The organism is Tardiphaga robiniae, assembly GCF_001618955.1.
Classification (GTDB): Bacteria; Pseudomonadota; Alphaproteobacteria; order Rhizobiales; family Xanthobacteraceae; genus Tardiphaga; species Tardiphaga robiniae_A.
Genome location: NZ_LVYV01000023.1, coordinates 147,665 through 165,734 on the forward strand (window position 1 = coordinate 147,665; position 18,070 = coordinate 165,734).

Here is an 18,070-nt window from a genome sequence, read left to right on the forward strand (position 1 = left end):
ACTACTAGGTTCCAACCGGCTTTTCTGCGTCAGGTGCCGTCCATGCATATCGCCACCAGCTCAAGTGGCCCGGTTCTCCATGATATACCGATGCTGTTTTCGGGGCTCGATCGCATGCTGCGCGCGAGCGACCGCGACGCATTGCTCCGCGTAAGTTCGCGCGCGCATGACAATATTGGGCAGCAAGTCCGGCATCAGAGTAATCAAAACGATGATCACGAACATCTCGGTGCCGGACCCTTCATACCACATGTAGGTCAGCACCGGGATGAACATAATGAACAGAATCCGGATGTAGGCATAGTCGCCGAAGCGACGCCGCATCCAGATCGCATCGCGAATGCTCAGGATCATCGAACGGCCGAGCGCAGCAAGTACGATGCCAGTACCGAGAATTCCGTTCTCGGCCAGCATGCGCAGAAATTCATTATGCACGGCTGCCCGCAAATACGGCGGATAGTTTGCGAAATATGTCCGTGCGAAATTGCCGGTTGCATCAGTACCTGCGCCCAGGAACGGGTTCTGGGAGAACATCGCCCACGCGACTTCGGTGCCAAGCCTGCGAGCGGTATCGCTAATGGAGGAAGGTAAGCCGCCCTCTATCGCGTACCAGATCTCATTCCGGTCCTGCTCGACAAATATACTGCCGACACGCTGCGATATCTGTCCGTCGGTCAGAATGTCTGCAAAAGCCATGGCCAGGGCGCCCGCAGCGGCAGCCAGAACGAGAGCGCCCAGGTTCCGAACATTGAGAAATACCGCGAGTGTGACGGCCAGAAATGGCACCAGCGCCTTTCGCTCGGCCGACATCAGGATCAAGACAAAAAGCAGACCCCAGATCGAGAGCCAGAAGCGGTTGGTCGGCAGCGCCCCGATCACAAGGCCGATCGCGATGCACATCGGGAGAAACAGAAAGGCCGATTTTGGATCGCCCAGTTGCTTCCACACAATGATATGGCCATGTGAGACATGCCAAATGACGTTGAATGCAATTGTCGCGGCCAGAAGCCCGAGAAGCAGCTGGTAATGCCAACGTCGCAGGCCGGACGTGTCGATATTGCAGATGAGAATTCCGAGAGAGATAAGAATCGCGATCTGCAAAAATCGCTTGCTAATGTAAACTAGTTCACCAGTCCAGAGTGCCGGAACCGTCGAAACCAGATAAAACATGAGGAGAAGGAGCATGCCTGCACTGATTCTGATATGACGCGGATGCGTCGTGCATAGATACAGTGCAATAAGACCCAAGGTGACAATGTCGATGGGCTTTAGCGTGCCAACCGGAGTTCGTAACTCCAGCCCCATGAAAAGTGCGCCGAGCGAACAGACGATGCCGGCCGCGACGATGCTTCGCGGTGTAACCTCAAATCGGCTTCTGAAGGAGCTATTGTACAATGGCTCGCGCTCGCATGATGGCAGTTTGGTAGATCGTCTCTAGAGACACGCCCATACTGGCAGTCGACCACTTTTCCAGATCAATGGATTTTGCATTTGAACTCATACTGGCAAGAAGAAACGGGTCGTCGAGCAGGCTGCGGACGGAGGTCAGCATTGAATCAAAGTCTCCCTGCTTGCAGATCACGCCGTTATACTCCGACTTCACAATCACCTCGATGCCCGGCAGGTCGAAAGTAACGGCAGGTTTTCCGCTGGCACAGTATTGAACGACGGCCCGCGGCAGGCCCTCTCTGCCGGAGCAATAGATGCACAGATCTGCCGTCTCCAGAAACGCGGGCGCGTCCGAGACATAACCGCACACATCAATGATCTCCTGTAGCCCGAGATTAGACACATGCTCCTTCAATGAGTCTTCGAGCGCGCCTGTACCAGCCAGCACGAATGTCGTGTCGCCAAACTGTGCCCTTCGCTCGCTGATGCCGTCGATCAGCTCGCGATGAGCCTTCCGCCGTTCGTAATTGGCGAGATAGACAACTCGTCGGCGCGGACGGCTCGTCGGAGTGTCGATACGCACGTGCTCCAGCTGCCGGCTCCGGAAGGCATCAATGTCCATGCCGCTGGGCACGATATAGTGCAAATCGGGGGTGCCGACGCCATGCGCGAGCGCTAGCTCCATCATGCCGGGGCTCACATCGACGAAAGCGTGGGTGCATGATGCGGTGACCCGCTCTAGAGCAACATAGACCTGACGCTGCAACCAGCCGACATTGATGAAAGCGAGGATATGAATTCCGTGAACGACGGCGAGACTCGGGATGTTCATTGCCGCCATGCGCCCGATGACGCCGGCCTTGCTGGTGTGCGTATGTACGACGTCCGGCCGGAGCCACCACAGCAGGCGCCGGATCGTACGCATGGCGCGCAGATCGCGCATCGGGCTGATGCTTCTGGTCAAGGACTTGACCTGAATGGCTTTCACCGCCGGATGCAACCGAGCAATCATCTTCGGATCGAAGTCGTGTCCATAGATGATTGTGACGGGATGCCCCAGTTGAGCAAAATGGTTGCAGCTGAGGACTGTATTTTCATCAGCTCCTCCTGCAACGAGGCGAGTGATGATGTGAAGAATATGATGCGGATTCGTATTGTACATGTCGATTTCTCCGGAAGAGAAACGCAAATTGGCGAACGGTCCGGGGAACGCTAAACGACGTCCCCGTAGATCAGTAAACATCGCGAATTTTCATAACCGAGTAGATAGTTCGAAAGATAATCTTGATATCGAGAGTCAGACTCCAATTTTCGATGTACCAGAGATCCTGCTCTACGCGCTTGGCCATAAGGTCTGTGGTGGCCGTCTCGCCGCGATAGCCGGTGACTTGCGCCCATCCCGTAATGCCCGGCGGCATCCGGTAGCGAAGCGCATAGTTATCGAGCAGATTGCTATAGGTCTTGTCATGCGCAACGGCATGCGGACGAGGTCCGACGATCGACATTTCGCCGCGAAGAACATTGATCAGCTGAGGTAGCTCGTCGATGCTCGTCGATCTGAGCCAGCTACCAATTCGGGTAATGCGTGCATCGCCGCGCGATGCCTGCTGGACAACGTTGCCGTCATCTGCAGTGGTCATCGAGCGGAACTTGAGGATCCGGAATACACGGCCGTTAAAGCCGGTGCGCCTTTGTGCGAAGAACACGGGTCCCGGGCTATCCAGGCGGATTAATACCGCGATCATCAGCATCATCGGCCACAGAGCGAGTAGACCAGCCCCGGCGAAAGCAATATCAATCAGGCGCTTTATGGTCTGTTCGAACGTTGAGCACGGTCGGCGCTGCAGCTCGACAGCAACGCCGGCCCCGATATCGACCAATGGCCGTTGCAGAAGGAAATATAGCTCGCTATGCGGGATGAATTTCACGGAAACCGGGATGCGACGCAGTTGATGCATCAGGTTTGTAAGCTGCGTCGAATTCATGGCGCCAGCACAAATGACGATCTCGTTGAGTTTTCCGTCGCGGTTAAGATCGAGGAGGTCGTCGCGGGCGATCGCGCTGTCCCGGCCCAAGGTGCCCGCAAGATCATTGGCGGGATAAGATCGAACAATCTCATACCCATGCTGTGACAGAGAGTGAATGATGTCATTGGTTTTCGACAGTGGCGCGTGCGGGTCGGAATCCTGGATTAGGGCGATCCGCTTGCGCTTGAGGCCGCCGTGGCGAAGCGCATTCGTTAGAAGACGTCCTGCGGCATATCTTACGATCCCGAGCGCTACGGCACCGGTGACGAAGTAAAGAACGAGAGCGCCTCGCGAGAATTGATCACCGATCTTTAGCAAGAACGCCGCCAAAGAGCCGAAGAGAAAGACGCCTACCCAGTTCGTCAGTATCTTGGTCAGTGTGGTTCCGTTTCGCAGCAGTGATGACGGGCGATATATCCCCCGTGCATGTGCCGAGGCGAGATATAAAGCACCGAGTATGAAGCTCGCGCCGAGCGGAGCGCGTAATTCGCTGAAAACTGGGAGCTGGGCGTGCGAATAGAAGTATGCGTATGTCAGTACGGAGATACAGCCGGTTAGAATAATGGCGCAGGCGTCGCTTATTGCCAGCGCGTAACCCCACGCTTCATACGATAACGGAATTCGATGGCTGGGCTTGAACAGAAGCTGTGGCCCGTGGAACTCTGATACCGATGCCATAGTTGCTACCGACGCGTTGCATTGAAAAAGATAGAAAGTCGAACCGGCATGGAAGCCCCGCATGGGGACCGTCGCTTTGTATCGTTCTGCAGTCGAGGTCGTTGAGCGTAATTCTTGATAGTCAGAAATTGTTAGTTCAGAAGAAAATATCCTGGCCCTATTCAGGGTTGCGAAGGCGCTTAACGTCAAGATTAAAAGTTTAGCGGTGTTTGCTTTCAAAATCGTAGGTTCGTCGTCGTGATATGACCTGTAGCGAAGAACTTATGGATGCTCTGCGAGGTTTCGCGGCAGTCGCCGCCGAAGAAGTGGACTTTGCGAGTGTTCAACAGGCAGCGTCCTGAATTCCATTATTAATCGTCGGGGAAGCAGGATATGAAGTATTGCGCAATCCTCTGTGCAGCAGTGTGCGTGCTCTGGCGTTGTTATTAGTTGGCATAACGTATGCTTGTTTTTGAGCGGCTGCTGGGAGTCGGAGTACTCGATTATGTGGTTGCGGCATAAGCAGGACGATCGCCAATCCCTTGTTGTTATGCTCACGTGTCAGTTCGTGGAGATCATGGGCGGCGCAGAGAAGCAGTGCTTGAGCCTGTCCCGGGCGCTAGAAGGTCGTGGAGAGAATGTCATCGTCTTGTCGAGCCGCGTACCCGGCGTCGCTCTTGACGATGGTGCTATCGGTATCCGAGTGATCCGCTTTTGGTGTCCGTCGCCGCCGCAGCTCGCCGGTCGCCATTTGTTGTCGTCATTGCTCTGGGCAGTTCAGGCGCTGTTCTGGCTGTGCTGGCATCGCCAACACATCAAAGTTGTTCACGCGCACCAGCTCCGGATCAACGCCTATGTCGCCGCGGTCGCAAGCAAGTTCCTGAAGCTTCCATCGGTCCTGAAGTTGGGCGTTGGCGGAGAAGAGAACGATCTCGTGGTGATAGGACGGAGGAAATATCTGTTCGGGAAGGCCGGTGTCGATTTTGTGGTTAGGCACGCGAGTCGGTTCATTGCGATCAGTAAGCAGATCGAAGACGATCTGAAGGCGCATGGCGTATCTCCGTTTGCAATCGCGTCGATTCCGAACGGTGTCGATCTCACTCGCTTCGCAGCGTGCATTGAGGAGACGCAGGAAGCGCGGGCCGCTAGCGTTAAAGATGCGGCAGTGTTCTGCTTTGTGGGGCGGTTGTCTCCCGAGAAGAATGTGTTGTCGATGATTGCGGGCCTCCAGTCTGTACCGGCGCCGAAGAGGACAATGGTGATGCTGGCCGGGGAAGGGCCTTTACGGGGCGCGATCGAAGCCAGACTGCAAAGTGCGCGAAATCCGCTAGATATACGGCTGCTCGGTGCCATTACGGACGTTAGCGGACTTCTTCACCGCTCGCACTTTCTGCTGCTTCTCTCAAGTTCTGAAGGCCTATCTAACGCGCTGCTAGAGGCGCTCGCGGCTGGCGTCGTGCCAATTATTACGGATATGAGCGGTGCACGCGACGTGATTCCGTTCGAGAATTATCCGCTGTTTTCGGTGAGCGGTAGCGAAGTCGACATTGCGGTCGCCGTTCGCAGGGCCCACGCACTCGACCCAGCGATCTGGCTGGAGTGGTCGCGGCGGTTGTCCCAGCACGCGAAGAAAAAGTTCGACCTTGAATCGGTCGCGACGCGCTATGTTGAACTCTACCGTGCCTTGTCCGAGCCAGGCGCTTCTGTCGGACTAAGAACCGCTCGCGAGACATCTCAGGTCAATCAAACCTAGTGATCTTTCAACCCTCAGAAAAGGGGATGTGACCGTGCTGGCTAACCTCACCGAGATCGCCCATTTGCTCAGGCGTCCTGAATGTCTGGAGACGCCGTTGTTCTTGAAGGAAGCTATTGGTACTAGTGGCGGCGAAGCGATAACGGAAGACGCCGTCCGCCGCATTCATGGGCAGCCGATACTAATTGATTTCAACACCAGCGTGGCGCGCCCGGAGGACTTCAGCGAGGGATTTCGCCCGCTTCTGGACAGGAAGCGACATTCCCTTTTCAGACGGCTCGCGAAAAGTCTCTATGTGTCTACGGCGACAAGCGCACGGAACTACAAGCGGGTAGCGGCGGAGATCAAGGCGCGTGTCGCCAAGCCGGTTGTGCTGGTGATTGGTGGCGGAACCAGGGGAGAGGGGGCGGACGCGCTTTATAGTGATGCTGAATTACGTGTCGTCTCGTTCGACATCTATCCGAGCGAGAATACGCTCTTCATCGCCGACGCGCACTCGATCCCATTGATGTCGGGCTGTGTCGATCTGGTTTGCATTCAGGCCGTGCTGGAGCATGTCGTGGATCCTGTCCGAGTGGTCTCCGAGATCGTTCGCGTACTGAAGCCGGGCGGGTTCGTCTATGCGGAAACACCGTTCCTGCAGCATGTTCACGAGGGTGCCTATGATTTCTGGCGTTTCAGCGAAAGTGGTCATCGGCTGCTCTTCCGCGAGTTCGAGGCAATCGATCGTGGTACTCTCGGTGGACCCGGTCTTTCGCTCTACTGGGCCGTTCGTCAATTCTGGAGGGCGGTCACGCGATCAAAGACGCTAGGAAATTTGCTGGCAGCTCCAGGACTGGCCTTCGTCATGCTGGATCGCTTCATCCCCGAGCAGCGGCGGATCGACGGTGCAAATGGCTCATTCTTCTTCGGCGTTAAATTTTCGGGGAATGTCCGGCCGCAACTGCATCCAGCGGATATCTATCTGGGCTAGCGAGGTGGCGTCGTGAACCGTAACACAGTTGATACTGGAGGGACGTTTCGCTGATGGACGCGCGTGGGGAATCCTCCGGCGACAGCCTCACACGAAGGCTCGGTACCGGCGTTGGCTGGCTGATGATCGGGCGCCTCGGGTTGGCACTCTCCGGGCTTGCGTCGTCAGTGGTACTAGCACGACTGATGTCACCGCGTGAATTCGGCATGATGGCTGCGATCACGGTCGTTCTGTTTCTCGGCAATGCTCTGACCGAGGGCGGCTTTGTCTCTCCCATCATTCAAAGGACAAAGGTCGATGCTGATCTCAGAAATGCAGTTTTCAGTCTGTCTGCAATATTTGGCCTCGTGCTCGGAGCTTTGGCAGCCGCTGCGTCGCCGTGGGTGGCCGGGTTTTTCAGGATAGAAGGACTCGAATGGCCGCTGTTAGCTGCGGTCGTCATCATTCCAATCAAAGCGATGGCGGCGCCTGCCATCGGGTTGCTGATGCGTGATCATCGCTATCGGGAGGTCACGGTTGCCGCGCTGTTATCGAACATATTCGCCTACTCCATCGTAGCCATCTTGCTTGCCGCTCTGGGATTCGGGATTTGGGCTTTGGTGATCCCGAGCATTCTCGCCGCGTTGACCGAGCTAGTCCTGGTTGGTCGTGCAGCCGGTCCGCCTCGAAAATTCGTATGGCGGATCACAGATCGGAATTTCATCAGCGACTGGCGCGCTTCCGTCTCCAGTGGGCTTTTGAACTGGGGTGCGCTTTCGAGTCCGAATGTCATCGTCGGGCGACTGTTCGGCGCGGATGGACTGGGGCTTTACTCACGTGCCGGTAGTCTATTCTCCATGGCAACGCAACTATTCTCCACGACGGTTGAGCGGGTCATGTTCTCGGGTTTGTCGGGAGTTCAGGACGATGGCGAGCGTGTAACGTTGCTCTTTCGGCGCATGCTGTCCGTGTTGCTGCCTATCTACGTCACTATCGGCGTCGGGCTCGCCATCCATGCCGAGCCGATCATTCGTATCCTGTTCGGTTCTCAATGGTTGGCTGCGATCCCCGTGACCAGTGTGTTGTTCCTGGCATTTTCAGGCCGCGCCAGCTACAAAATCTCGGAGTCACTAGCGCTCAGCAAAGGGCGTTTCAACGGCGTTGCCTTTCGTCAATTGCTCTATCTTGTCCTTGTGAGCGTTGGCTTGCTGGTCGGATCTCCGCACGGCCTAGTCGGAGTCGCGAGCGGCTTCACTGCTGCAATCTGGATATTCTACGTGGTGAGTGTTCTCCAGGCTCGACGTCTTGTTAATCTCAGCTGGGCAAGCATCGCCTTCGTGCACGTGCGCGCCGTTGGGATCGCTGGCGTTGGCGCATTCGCCGACATCGCGGTGATCTGGTCCTTCTCACGGTTTGGCTGGCTTCTGTCGCATGGTGCGGGGGCAATGGCGCTAATCATCGTTCTTGCGGTGACGATGTCGCTGTTGCCGGATCGGATCATCGGCGAGGATCTGGTTTGGGCGCGGCGCAGAATATTCTCACTGATCAAGATCCGGACGGGCAGGCCGGTGGTTGGCTTGCCCGTTGTGTCGGTCGACTGAGGCTGACTGACAGCCCAGGCGCCTACATGTTTGCCATCTAGCTGACGGCGCGAAGCAAAGACTTGGGCCGCGAAGGCTTGTGACCGACGCTGTTGTAAATGAAGCCGTGGCGTTCGATCTCGGCCGCTCGGTAGACATTCCGGAGGTCGACCAGAATAGGCAGATGCATCAGCTCGCGAAGCCGTGGGAAGTCCAGTGCACGATAAGCATCCCACTCCGTCACTAAAACCAGGGCGGACGCATTATCGGCGCAAGTGTAGGCATCCGGATAGAACGTCACTCCGCTGATAACCCCTTGGGCCTGCGCCATTCCTATTGGATCTGTAACATTGACCGTCGCGCCGGCGTCGAGCAACGCCTGAACGATCGCGATGGATGGAGCGTCGCGCATGTCGTCGGTATTGGGTTTGAAGGTCAGTCCCAGCAATCCGATCGTCTTGCCTTTAACGGAGCCGCCACAGGCGGCAATGACCTTACGAGCCATGGCGCGCTTTCGCTGGTCGTTTACGGCAGCGGCCGTTTCCACGATACGTAACGCTCCACCATAGTCTTGCGCCGTCTTGACAAGCGCCGCCGTATCTTTCGGAAAGCATGACCCACCATAGCCTGGGCCGGCGTGCAGGAATTTCTGACCGATCCGGTTGTCCAGCCCCATACCGCGCGCGACATCCTGGACATTGGCATCGGCTAGCTCGCAAAGGTCTGCGATCTCGTTGATGAACGTGATCTTGACGGCCAGGAAGGCGTTAGATGCGTATTTGATAAGCTCGGAAGTTCGCCGCTCCGTGAAGAAGATTGGCGACTGGTTGAGGAACAGTGGGCGATAGACTTCGCTCATTACATCCCGCGCACGCTCTTCCTCGGTACCGATGACAATACGATCCGGCCGCTTGAAGTCGCCGATCGCAGCACCTTCACGCAAGAATTCCGGATTTGAAACAACCGAGAACTGCAGATCAGGCCGCGCCGACCTGATGATGCTCTCGACTTCATCACCGGTTCCAACCGGTACCGTCGACTTGAGAACGATGATTGTATAGCCTTCGACGGTTCCCGCTATATCGCGCGCTGCCTGGTAGACATAACTCAGATCCGCATGGCCGTCGCCCCGTCGCGATGGCGTGCCGACGGCGATGAAGATGACGGATGCGCCTTTGACAGCAGCCTTGAGATTTGTGGTGAATCGCAATCGATCAGCGGAAATATTCCGGGTGACGAGGTCGTCCAGTCCGGGTTCAAAGATCGGAATGGTACCAATCTTGAGGTTCTCGACCTTGGTGGAGTCCGTATCCACGCAAGTCACAGAGTGGCCAAAGTCTGCAAAACAGGCTGCCGAAACCAGTCCGACATAGCCAGCACCTACTACCGTAATATCCATCGTTCAAACCTCTTTTACTCGAGAAAACGAAAGTCCGGCAATTGCACATATACCAGGCAACGCATGAGCGGCACCTCATATCCAGATATGCAGAATCCCTGCCAATTCGCGGGACCGGTGGACGGTATGACCCAGCTTGAGGAGGTCACGTGCAACGTGAAAGCCGATGAAGCCGGCTGTGCCCGTGACAAGAAAACGCATTGTTGGCTTCCTTTCGGGATAAGCGGGGCGGCCCGCGTTAGACCCCGGGCAACATCGTCCTCATAATTCCGTCGGCGGCCCGGAGCGCCAGCTGGATGATGGTGAAAGTGGGATTGGCGCTCCCAGCAGTTGGAAATGTCGATGCACTGGCGATCCAGATGTTGGGGATGGCATGGCATTGTAGATCTGCATTGACCACGGACTCCGCTGGTATCGTGCCCATGCGCGTCGTACCTGACGGATGAGAGGTGTCGACGGATTCCGAGAGCGACAAGGTTCCCTCTAAAACACCCGGATTCCAGATTACCGGGCACAGGGGCTCAATTCCCGCACGAATCCAGAAATTGCTCAGGCATTGCACTGTGTGCAGAAACGTCCGGAGCTCGGTCTCACCGGGTGCCCATTCCAATTTTGGAAGCGGAACGCCGAACCTGTCACGTTTCTGGGATAGTGTGATTTGATTGTCGTAGACGGGGATTTGCTCAATCCGGACATCCAGACGCAGTTCAGCGGCGGGCGGCAGAAATGTCTGCTGTGTCAATGCGCGCCATAGGCCGAGGTTTGTCAGCAGATCGCGGTCGACCAAGAGATAGAGGAGTTTGCGCAGCGAATGCTGGAGCTCGCGCCGCTGGAAATCACGAACGAGTGCTCTCAGCCGATCCAGAGGTGTGCCGTCGGAGATGTGTAACCGGACTTCGGCATAGGCGCTGGCGACAGCGTTCGCATCCTGAGCCTGATCGCTGAGCTGGAAGTAGAGCTTCCGACGGGTGCTTCCCCAATAATCATAGCCGAACAGGCGGGTCACCCGGTCATCGTCGGTCGGCAGAAGCCGGCCAACTTCGAGCCGGATATGATCTTGAAAATAGTGGCCCAACGCGTTGCATCTCTCGAACGCGCGATTTTGCGACTGCTGATCTAGAATCAGAAGAAGCCGCGTCGTCTCGATCGTGCCCGCCGAGATGAGGAACTGATCCGCGTTGACTGTGAGTTTGCGACCGCTGAGGGAGCGGGCTTCGACTGACGTTAGCCGGCCCGTTGCTGGATCGACCCCCAGACCGCAGACTGTTGCTCCAAGATAAAGCTGAAGTGCGGAGCTGCGTGTGATCTGCCGTTGCAGCCGCTGACCAATATTGCGGCGCCGAAAATTTGGCCATTTCGGTAGCCGGATGTGAATGTCCGGGTCGCATCGTGGAATGACAGAGTTAGGATCTATCCCATCAAGGACGTCTCCCTCGAACGCACTATTGTCCAGGCCAAATAGTTCTTCAATTTCTGGTGTATAGATGTCGAGCTCATGAATCGGGAACGGCCAGCCGTCCAGCGACAGGTGTGGACGCGGGCCAGTGTCGTGCGGCGTTAGAGGAAGAAGGCGCCCACCCCATCGACGTGATGTACCTCCGAGACCGCGAAGCCGCCCCGTCATGGCGCCAGCATATGACGTCGATGAAGTGTCTGCGCGATTCAATTCGTCGATGTCGGGTTCGAGCGTCTGATAGCCGCTTTCAAGCAGGACAACCGAATAGCCCTGTTTTGCGAGACGTAGTGATGCGACGAGACCGGCAAAGCCAGCTCCAATGACGCATATCTGCGTGAACTTCGCCTCGTCATTCTCTTCAACGCGGAGGTCTCGAATAGACATTCGCTCATCCGCAGTCGGTCGCACGGCTCAAGCGCGATGCGATGGATTAAGGAGAATGGAAGGATCGCCCCGGGGATAGCGTTGCAAGAAGAATGCCGCGTGGCTTCGGCGGGAGCCAGGCAGCGTCGTCGGTAACGGTCTCGCATCAATTAATATTGTTCTCGATCGACGTTCGAAAGCGGCCCCACGTCGACACCACGAAATCGCAGCGCTGACATCTCACTTCCTGATCTTCCCGGAGAAGCTTGGGAATTCGGATGGACGGGCTCCCGCACGCAGCGCAGTGGAATTCGCGCCAACCCGACGAACGAGATTCCTTCTCCCAGCTACGGTCCGGCATACGCACCTCTCAAGCTCGAGACGAACTACTCATGCAATAGTGAGGCCAGCTCTGGCATGTCGATTGCTTGACGCCGGATGTAATGCGTCATGGGCTTCATGCCCTGGGCCGGCGACCGATTTCGACGGAGCAAAGGACCTATGGCTTATTCCGCAGCTCGTCCGACGCCAGAAGTCATTGATGCGCAGAAGTCGCAGCAGGAGACGCATGCTGCAATGCTGGAATCAGCATCGGGTGATGCGTTCAAAGGTATCTGCATCTTCCTTATCATCTTTGGACATAACAAAAGCCTGGAATATGCGAGCCCGGAGTTTCGGGCATTTCTGTATTTGTTTCACGTTGCGATGTTCTTGTACTTGCCGTTCCTGAGGCCTTGGCAGACGTGGGGGCAGGCAAAACCATTCGACCTGATCGTCCGTTACGGCTGGCCTTGTGTGGTGTTCACACTCGTCTACTCACTTATCTTTGTGAAATTCTCCGGTCGCACATTGATCGAAGTACCCATGCTGGTCGCCGAAGCCGTGCTTGCCATGAGTGCGCGCGGCTTCGATCACGCGACGGGCCTTCAACTGCTCTGGTTCTTGCCAGCGCTGATCGGTGTTCGCCTTGTGATGATTGTTGTGGCACCGCTCGCGGGCGCGCAATTATGGCCTGTTCTGGCCGTCGCGGCTTTGGTCCACAGTCTGGTAGGTCTGTTGCCGGAGAGTCTGAAATACGTCACGCCATTCGGGTGGCCGATTGCGGCGTTGCTGCTGTTTCCGGGAATGGTAATTGCGTTCCTCGATCTTGGGCGACGCCGAATGCCGGCGTGGATGCTCATCGGTCTTGGCGCGATTGCATTGACGCTCATGCTCGCGACTGGGCTGATCAATCGTGGTCATCCACTCAATGTCGGAATGATCTTTGTGCCGTCAATCGCAACGCCGTTGAAGTTGATTGCGCTCGACCTCATCCAGATATGGGCCTTTGTCACTCTCTTGGCCGTCAGCCGATTGTTGCCGGTGCAGAGGTTGTTTGGTGGGCTTGGCAGGATGTCCTTCGAGCTCTTTGTGCTTCACCAGCCGATCTATATCGGGATCCGCGCGATCTCGCCGGCGGTGCTGGTCACCAGTTGGGGGCCTTGGGCGACAGGCGCTGTGACGCTCGCTTTGACGATTGTGATCGCCGCGGGTGTTGCTGTTGCCATTCGCAGCGTGCCGCCAGTGCACAGGCTCCTGTTTCCGGCCGGCGTGGGCTCCTTCGGTCGCTTGTGGAATCCGCGCCTGCAGCAGTGAGAAGCCTGGCCTGCCGAGCCGGCGAAACGGGCAAGTTGAAAGTAAACGGGGCAGATTGAGGCAATCATGCAGGCCGAGACGAGTTCTTCAAAAGACGGAAGCGCTGTCAACGAGGTGGTTTACGCCGCAGCCCATTATATCAAGCCGGGAGGCTCATTCGTCCTGCTTGGCCTCGCTTTTGTCCTGACGCTTGTGATGCTTGCCCATAACGGCATTTTCGGCGTTGTCGAGACGTTCTCGGACGAGCATGACCATTTCAAGCGGTCAATGATGTTCGCCAGCATTGTCCGCGGGAATGCAAATCTCGAGACGATCGGCACGTTTTACGCGGGGGGAATCTGGCCGCCGCTCTATCCGATGCTGATGGGTAGCATCCATGCAATAACGAATTGCGGCGTGGGAGTTCTTCGGGGCATTAATGTATTGTTGGCCTATGGCGGCTTTGCATTCCTGATCGCCGCGATAGCGCAGCCATGGGGCCGCTATATCGGTATCGCCGTTGTCGCCCTGTTCGTCATCGGAACACATTATTACTTTCAAATTCGTCCTGAAAGTCTGGTGCTCCTGCTACTCGGTGCCGCGATATTTCTGATCGTGAAGTATCGTCTGTTCTCCGTTGGCACGCAGGGGCAGCCGAGCCGATATGTGCTTTGCGGGGCATTGTTCGCGATGGCTTGTCTGACACACGCATTCGTCGCGGTGCTGGCCATTTATCTTGTGATGCTCGCTCTGCTCGCGATCCGGTATCGGTTCCATTTCGTGGTGGCATTTGCCGTGATCGCCGGGCCCTACGTTGCAGCGCAGGTGATGATCCATAACGGCGTCGTGCTGTTCGCGACCACGGCCGAGGAAAATCTCGCACGAAACAATAATGTGTTCCTTCGGGATCATGAGCGGCCGCAGGCGGATGAGCTGCTCTTCGCGGAAATGGAGCGGAGGTATAAAGCGGGTGACAAGGTGACATACCCGCGCCCCATGTTGTTGCCCCAGGGAAGATACGAGCAGTGGCTCCATGACGAAAACAAGCGCCGCATATTCAAGGAAATGGCCATGGAGGAGGTCCGCGCCGATCCGGCGGGCGTAGCGATCCGGGCGATGCAGCGCGCTACCGGCCTGATTGGCGGAGAGGGCTGTGTCCCGGGCCAACGTTATGGCTGCAATGTCAGCCCAAAAATCGACCTGATGGCATTCTGCGGCCTCGAACTACTTGCACTTATCGGTTTGGCTTATGCGGCGCAAAGTGAACGACTGCGAGCGTCCTCATTCTCATTTGTAATCGCATGCGTCGCATTGCTCGCTCCCATGATTGTCACCCAAGCGGTCGAGCGCCAGTTCGTCATTGTGCTGGTATTGGCATCGTTCGGTGGATTGGCTCGCCTCAAATCGCCGCGAACATAGGCACCACGCGCGACGCGGGCGCGGTCCGCAGTGCGAGTGGTGCGCTATAGGACATCGCGTGCTTCCGAAGGAAAACCTGCGGAAGGCTGATTTTACTGAAAAGTAAGTCTCGGTTCCGCCCAACTAAACGTGGAAGTGTAGTTTCTGGAGATGTCGCAAATGAAGGCGTTTCCTGCATATAATATGTACTTGCCGAAAATTGTACGCGTTCGATAGCCTACCCGAAGTGGAATTTTCCTTTAGGAGGATCCATTGCGTTTCGCAGCTTTAGACGGCTGGCGTGGTATAGCAGCCATCGGGGTTGCAGTTTTCCATCTCAGTGTTCTCGGTCATTTTTTTGATATTCCCTTTGTTCGAAAAGCGGATGTATTCGTCGATTTCTTCTTTGTCCTGAGCGGTTTTGTTCTTACTCACGCTTATGGCAACCGCCTTTCGAACAAGGACGAGTTTTTTCGTTTCGCTATTCGTCGCTTCGGCCGGCTGTGGCCGCTGCACATTGTCACTACGCTTGTTCTGCTCGCAAGCGAGGTCCTGAAGTATGCGACGATGAAGTTTGCTGGCCTCGGTGCGGGCGCGCCTGCATTTGCCGGGCGAACGAGCGTGGAGGCGCTCATCTATAATGTATTCCTGCTGCATGGCCTTGGCTTCTTTCCGGACTTCACCTGGAATCTGCCGAGTTGGAGCATCAGCACTGAATTCTACGTCTATGCAGCATTCGCAAGTATTTGCGTGGTGTTCGGACGGCCGTCGGTGGCGATTGCGGGCGTAGCCGCTGCGCTGGCTGCCGCCGTCTTCTACATGTTGATCGGTCAGCATACCGGGCCGCCGCCGCTCTATACCGCTGTTCCGAGATGCATGTGCGAATTCTTCGTCGGCGTTTTCGTCTACCGGCTCTTCCGCATGACGCCGCCATTGGGGATGCGTGCAGCTTCGTGGTTCGAGATCCCGATCGTTATCGCGATGGTCGTGCTGGTTTCGATGTCATCCCGCAGCCAGCTAGCCCTCGTGAGCCCAATTCTCTTTGGAGCGGTGGTCTTTGTCTTCGCGGGCGGGGGTGGGATTTTATCGCGCGGGCTCAAGTGGGCGCCGCTTCAGAGTATGGGAGAGATTTCGTATTCGATTTACCTGGTTCATTTTGTTGTTCTGACCATCTTCAACGCGCTGACGCGGGCGCTGGAGCAAAAATTGCATATGCCGCTGCGCGCGCAGTTCGTTCATGACGGAGCGCCGTTCGATGTTCTCACGGTGGGTGGTCCCTGGTTTCTGGATCTCGTAGCGGTTGGCTATCTCGTCATCGTGATCTTCGTGTCGCGTCATACGTACAATCTAGTTGAAGTCCCGGCTCGGGATTTTTTCAACAATCTGGCCGCAAACATGTTTCCGGTCGCACCTGCGGGGAGTGCAGAGAAGCCGATTCCGTGTGGCCTGCGGGACGCGCTCTGAAGTTCCAGCTGGCGACACGGGGGCCCTCGACGGGCTAGCGCAACGCGAGACGAGATGCAGACGAGTTGATGTGAGACGACCTGTAATAATGTGAAGCGAGCTGGAGTAAGGCGTATGGGCTTAGCAGAAGCATCGTTGTCCGGTATGTCGGTTCCGCTCATCGTCGATGTTGATGGAACGCTCCTGAAGACCGATTTGCTCGTCGAGACATTTCTTGCGCTGCTCTCACGCAAGCCATGGAGAGCGCTGCTGGCGCTGGCAGAGCTGCGGAAAGGCAGGGCTGCCTTCAAGGCACGGCTGGCGAGCGAGGCCGAGATCGATATCTCGCTGATGCCCTTGCGGGAAGAGGTCATCACGTTCCTTCGCGGTGAGAAAGCCCGAGGGCGGAAGATCTATCTCGCGTCTGCGGCCGACGCGCAGCTCGTGTCCGCACTGTCCGATTACCTTGGCCTGTTCGATGGTGTGCTTGGATCGGACGGCAAGATCAACCTGTCTGGTGCGGCCAAGGCGGATGCCTTGTGCGAGCGATTTGGTAAGGCTCAGTTCGATTATGTTGGCGACAGCCGGGCGGACCTTAAGGTCTGGAGCACCTGCAACGTTGCAATCGTCGCCGGTGGGCGCGGCGCCTGGCGCGCCGGAATCTCGGGCGGCCAGCCAGGCGTAGTGGAGATTGTTGGGTCCCGGCCAGGCCTTCGCGACTACATCTCGGCGCTGCGCCCGCACCAATGGCTGAAGAATGCGCTCGTGTTTGTTCCCGCTATCGCCGGACACGTCTTGATGACGACCTGGTTCGGGTCGATTCTTGCCTTCATCAGTTTCTGCCTGTGCGCGTCCGCAGTCTACATTCTCAACGATCTGCTCGATCTGCGAGCCGACCGGCAGCACCCGCGCAAGCGCAATCGTCCGTTCGCATCAGGGCGCGTTCCCATCATCCATGGGGCGGTGATGGCGCCGAGCCTGTTGCTTGCGGCGTTCTCCCTCACATTGTTCCTGCCGAAGGTCTTTGCGGTCGTCTTGGCCGGCTATTTGGTTTTGACAACGCTTTATTCCTTTTGGCTCAAGCGCAAGGTGTTGGTGGACGTCATCGCGCTTGCGTGCCTGTATGCCGCGAGGGTGATCGGCGGATCGGTGGCCACCGGCGTGCTGATCTCGCAGTGGTTGGAAGCGTTCTCCATCTTCCTGTTCCTCAGCCTCGCCCTCGTGAAGCGTTCCGGTGAACTAGTCGATCGCGTTAAAAGTGGACGTGGTGATCCGGGCGGACGGGGGTATAGGCTCGACGATTTGCCGGTGATCGAGTCCATGGCCGCTGCCAGCGGCTATTTGTCGGCGCTGGTGATGGCGCTCTACCTGAACAGCGAGGCTGTCGTAAACCTCTATAACAAGCCGCATCGACTGCTGCTGATCTGCGTGGCGTTGCTGTTCTGGACGAGCCGGATGTTGCTCAAGGCTCATCGCGGACAGATGGATGATGATCCCATCGTCTTCGCTGCGCGGGACCGGGTCAGTCTGGGCGTAGGAGCGGTATGCCTCGGCGTCGTGTATATCAGCCTATGAAGTCATCGGCTCGCAGCCTGATCGCGACTTATGTCGTCTTTTGCGTCATAGCAATGGCGACCAACCTCGGGACGCAGAACGCATTAAACTGGCTGTTGGTAAAGCAGGGAGTCGCGGACCAGTTTCGACTGCTTGTCGTGCTCGCCGGCGGTACACTGGCGGGCCTTCTGATCAAATACGTGCTGGACAAGCGCTATATCTTCGAAGACCGCAGCCACGATCTCAATTCTCATGCGCGCAAGTTCTCGATGTATACGGCGATGGGACTGGTGACGACCGCCATCTTCTGGATATTTGAATCCGTGGCGTTCTTCATCGTGCCGACGACCACGGGATTGATGGTCGGCGGGGTGATCGGGCTCACTATCGGCTATGTCATCAAATACTACCTCGATCGGCGATTTGTCTTTGAGGCGGCGGCATGATGCTTTCAGGATGGGGACGATATCCTGTGCTGTCATGCA

14 protein-coding genes are annotated in these 18,070 nt (G+C 56.8%); 8 read left to right on the forward strand and 6 right to left on the reverse strand.

The window, feature by feature from the left end:
- Positions 1-60 precede the first annotated feature (60 nt).
- The 3 genes from A4A58_RS18250 to A4A58_RS18260 form a co-directional block, all read right to left on the reverse strand.
- Positions 61-1,395: an O-antigen ligase family protein gene (locus A4A58_RS18250; RefSeq protein WP_139069879.1), complete on the reverse strand. Its 1,335-nt coding sequence runs from the start codon at positions 1,393-1,395 to the stop codon at positions 61-63.
- Positions 1,385-2,551, reverse strand: coding sequence for a glycosyltransferase (locus A4A58_RS18255; protein ID WP_068734662.1), 1,167 nt, complete (start codon positions 2,549-2,551; stop codon positions 1,385-1,387). Before A4A58_RS18255 ends, A4A58_RS18250 begins: the two co-directional genes overlap by 11 nt.
- A gap of 70 nt (positions 2,552-2,621) precedes the next feature.
- Positions 2,622-4,094: an undecaprenyl-phosphate glucose phosphotransferase gene (locus tag A4A58_RS18260; protein ID WP_068734664.1), complete on the reverse strand. Its 1,473-nt coding sequence runs from the start codon at positions 4,092-4,094 to the stop codon at positions 2,622-2,624.
- A 484-nt stretch (positions 4,095-4,578) separates the two neighbouring features.
- Here A4A58_RS18260 and A4A58_RS18265 point away from each other — a divergent pair, with 484 nt between their 5' ends.
- Genes A4A58_RS18265 through A4A58_RS18275 form a run of 3 tightly spaced genes read left to right on the forward strand, consistent with a single transcriptional unit; the run spans position 4,579 to position 8,379 of the window.
- Positions 4,579-5,826: a glycosyltransferase family 4 protein gene (locus tag A4A58_RS18265; RefSeq protein ID WP_139069880.1), complete on the forward strand. Its 1,248-nt coding sequence runs from the start codon at positions 4,579-4,581 to the stop codon at positions 5,824-5,826.
- A gap of 34 nt (positions 5,827-5,860) precedes the next feature.
- Entirely contained in the window at positions 5,861-6,799 is a 939-nt protein-coding gene (locus tag A4A58_RS18270) for a class I SAM-dependent methyltransferase (RefSeq protein ID WP_158005703.1), read from the forward strand.
- 53 nt (positions 6,800-6,852) lie between these two features.
- The gene (locus A4A58_RS18275) at positions 6,853-8,379 is read left to right on the forward strand and encodes an oligosaccharide flippase family protein (protein WP_068734670.1); all 1,527 of its coding nucleotides are present in this window, start codon (positions 6,853-6,855) and stop codon (positions 8,377-8,379) included.
- A 37-nt stretch (positions 8,380-8,416) separates the two neighbouring features.
- Here A4A58_RS18275 and A4A58_RS18280 read toward each other — a convergent pair whose 3' ends face one another.
- The 3 genes from A4A58_RS18280 to A4A58_RS18285 form a co-directional block, all read right to left on the reverse strand.
- On the reverse strand, positions 8,417-9,757 hold the full coding sequence (locus tag A4A58_RS18280) for a UDP-glucose dehydrogenase family protein (protein ID WP_068734672.1): 1,341 nt from the start codon (positions 9,755-9,757) through the stop codon (positions 8,417-8,419).
- Positions 9,758-9,832: 75 nt separating this feature from the next.
- Positions 9,833-9,958, reverse strand: coding sequence for an NAD-dependent epimerase/dehydratase family protein (locus A4A58_RS31270; RefSeq protein ID WP_204378185.1), 126 nt, complete (start codon positions 9,956-9,958; stop codon positions 9,833-9,835).
- Between the two features lie 37 nt (positions 9,959-9,995).
- On the reverse strand, positions 9,996-11,597 hold the full coding sequence (locus A4A58_RS18285) for a GMC oxidoreductase (RefSeq protein ID WP_068734674.1): 1,602 nt from the start codon (positions 11,595-11,597) through the stop codon (positions 9,996-9,998).
- Between the two features lie 480 nt (positions 11,598-12,077).
- Here A4A58_RS18285 and A4A58_RS18290 point away from each other — a divergent pair, with 480 nt between their 5' ends.
- From A4A58_RS18290 to A4A58_RS18310, 5 genes are all read left to right on the forward strand, one after another.
- A complete protein-coding gene (locus tag A4A58_RS18290) occupies positions 12,078-13,211 on the forward strand; it encodes an acyltransferase family protein (protein WP_068734676.1) in 1,134 nt (377 codons plus the stop codon).
- Between the two features lie 66 nt (positions 13,212-13,277).
- On the forward strand, positions 13,278-14,609 hold the full coding sequence (locus A4A58_RS18295; protein WP_068734678.1) for a hypothetical protein: 1,332 nt from the start codon (positions 13,278-13,280) through the stop codon (positions 14,607-14,609).
- A gap of 252 nt (positions 14,610-14,861) precedes the next feature.
- Positions 14,862-16,052, forward strand: coding sequence for an acyltransferase family protein (locus A4A58_RS18300; protein ID WP_068734680.1), 1,191 nt, complete (start codon positions 14,862-14,864; stop codon positions 16,050-16,052).
- A 114-nt stretch (positions 16,053-16,166) separates the two neighbouring features.
- Positions 16,167-17,606, forward strand: coding sequence for a UbiA family prenyltransferase (locus A4A58_RS18305; protein ID WP_081421944.1), 1,440 nt, complete (start codon positions 16,167-16,169; stop codon positions 17,604-17,606).
- A complete protein-coding gene (locus tag A4A58_RS18310; protein WP_068734684.1) occupies positions 17,603-18,031 on the forward strand; it encodes a GtrA family protein in 429 nt (142 codons plus the stop codon). The genes A4A58_RS18305 and A4A58_RS18310 overlap by 4 nt, the downstream gene beginning before the upstream one ends.
- Positions 18,032-18,070: the final 39 nt, after the last annotated feature.

Bases quoted from the DNA above. Each gene is read 5' to 3' on its own strand.
- A4A58_RS18255 (WP_068734662.1), bottom strand. From the start codon at position 2,551: ATGTACAATACGAATCCGCATCATATTCTTCACATCATCACTCGCCTC.
- A4A58_RS18260 (WP_068734664.1), bottom strand. From the start codon at position 4,094: ATGGCATCGGTATCAGAGTTCCACGGGCCACAGCTTCTGTTCAAGCCC.
- A4A58_RS18265 (WP_139069880.1), top strand. From the start codon at position 4,579: ATGTGGTTGCGGCATAAGCAGGACGATCGCCAATCCCTTGTTGTTATG.
- A4A58_RS18275 (WP_068734670.1), top strand. From the start codon at position 6,853: ATGGACGCGCGTGGGGAATCCTCCGGCGACAGCCTCACACGAAGGCTC.
- A4A58_RS18280 (WP_068734672.1), bottom strand. From the start codon at position 9,757: ATGGATATTACGGTAGTAGGTGCTGGCTATGTCGGACTGGTTTCGGCA.
- A4A58_RS31270 (WP_204378185.1), bottom strand. From the start codon at position 9,958: ATGCGTTTTCTTGTCACGGGCACAGCCGGCTTCATCGGCTTTCACGTT.
- A4A58_RS18285 (WP_068734674.1), bottom strand. From the start codon at position 11,597: ATGTCTATTCGAGACCTCCGCGTTGAAGAGAATGACGAGGCGAAGTTC.
- A4A58_RS18290 (WP_068734676.1), top strand. From the start codon at position 12,078: ATGGCTTATTCCGCAGCTCGTCCGACGCCAGAAGTCATTGATGCGCAG.
- A4A58_RS18295 (WP_068734678.1), top strand. From the start codon at position 13,278: ATGCAGGCCGAGACGAGTTCTTCAAAAGACGGAAGCGCTGTCAACGAG.
- A4A58_RS18305 (WP_081421944.1), top strand. From the start codon at position 16,167: ATGGGCTTAGCAGAAGCATCGTTGTCCGGTATGTCGGTTCCGCTCATC.
- A4A58_RS18310 (WP_068734684.1), top strand. From the start codon at position 17,603: ATGAAGTCATCGGCTCGCAGCCTGATCGCGACTTATGTCGTCTTTTGC.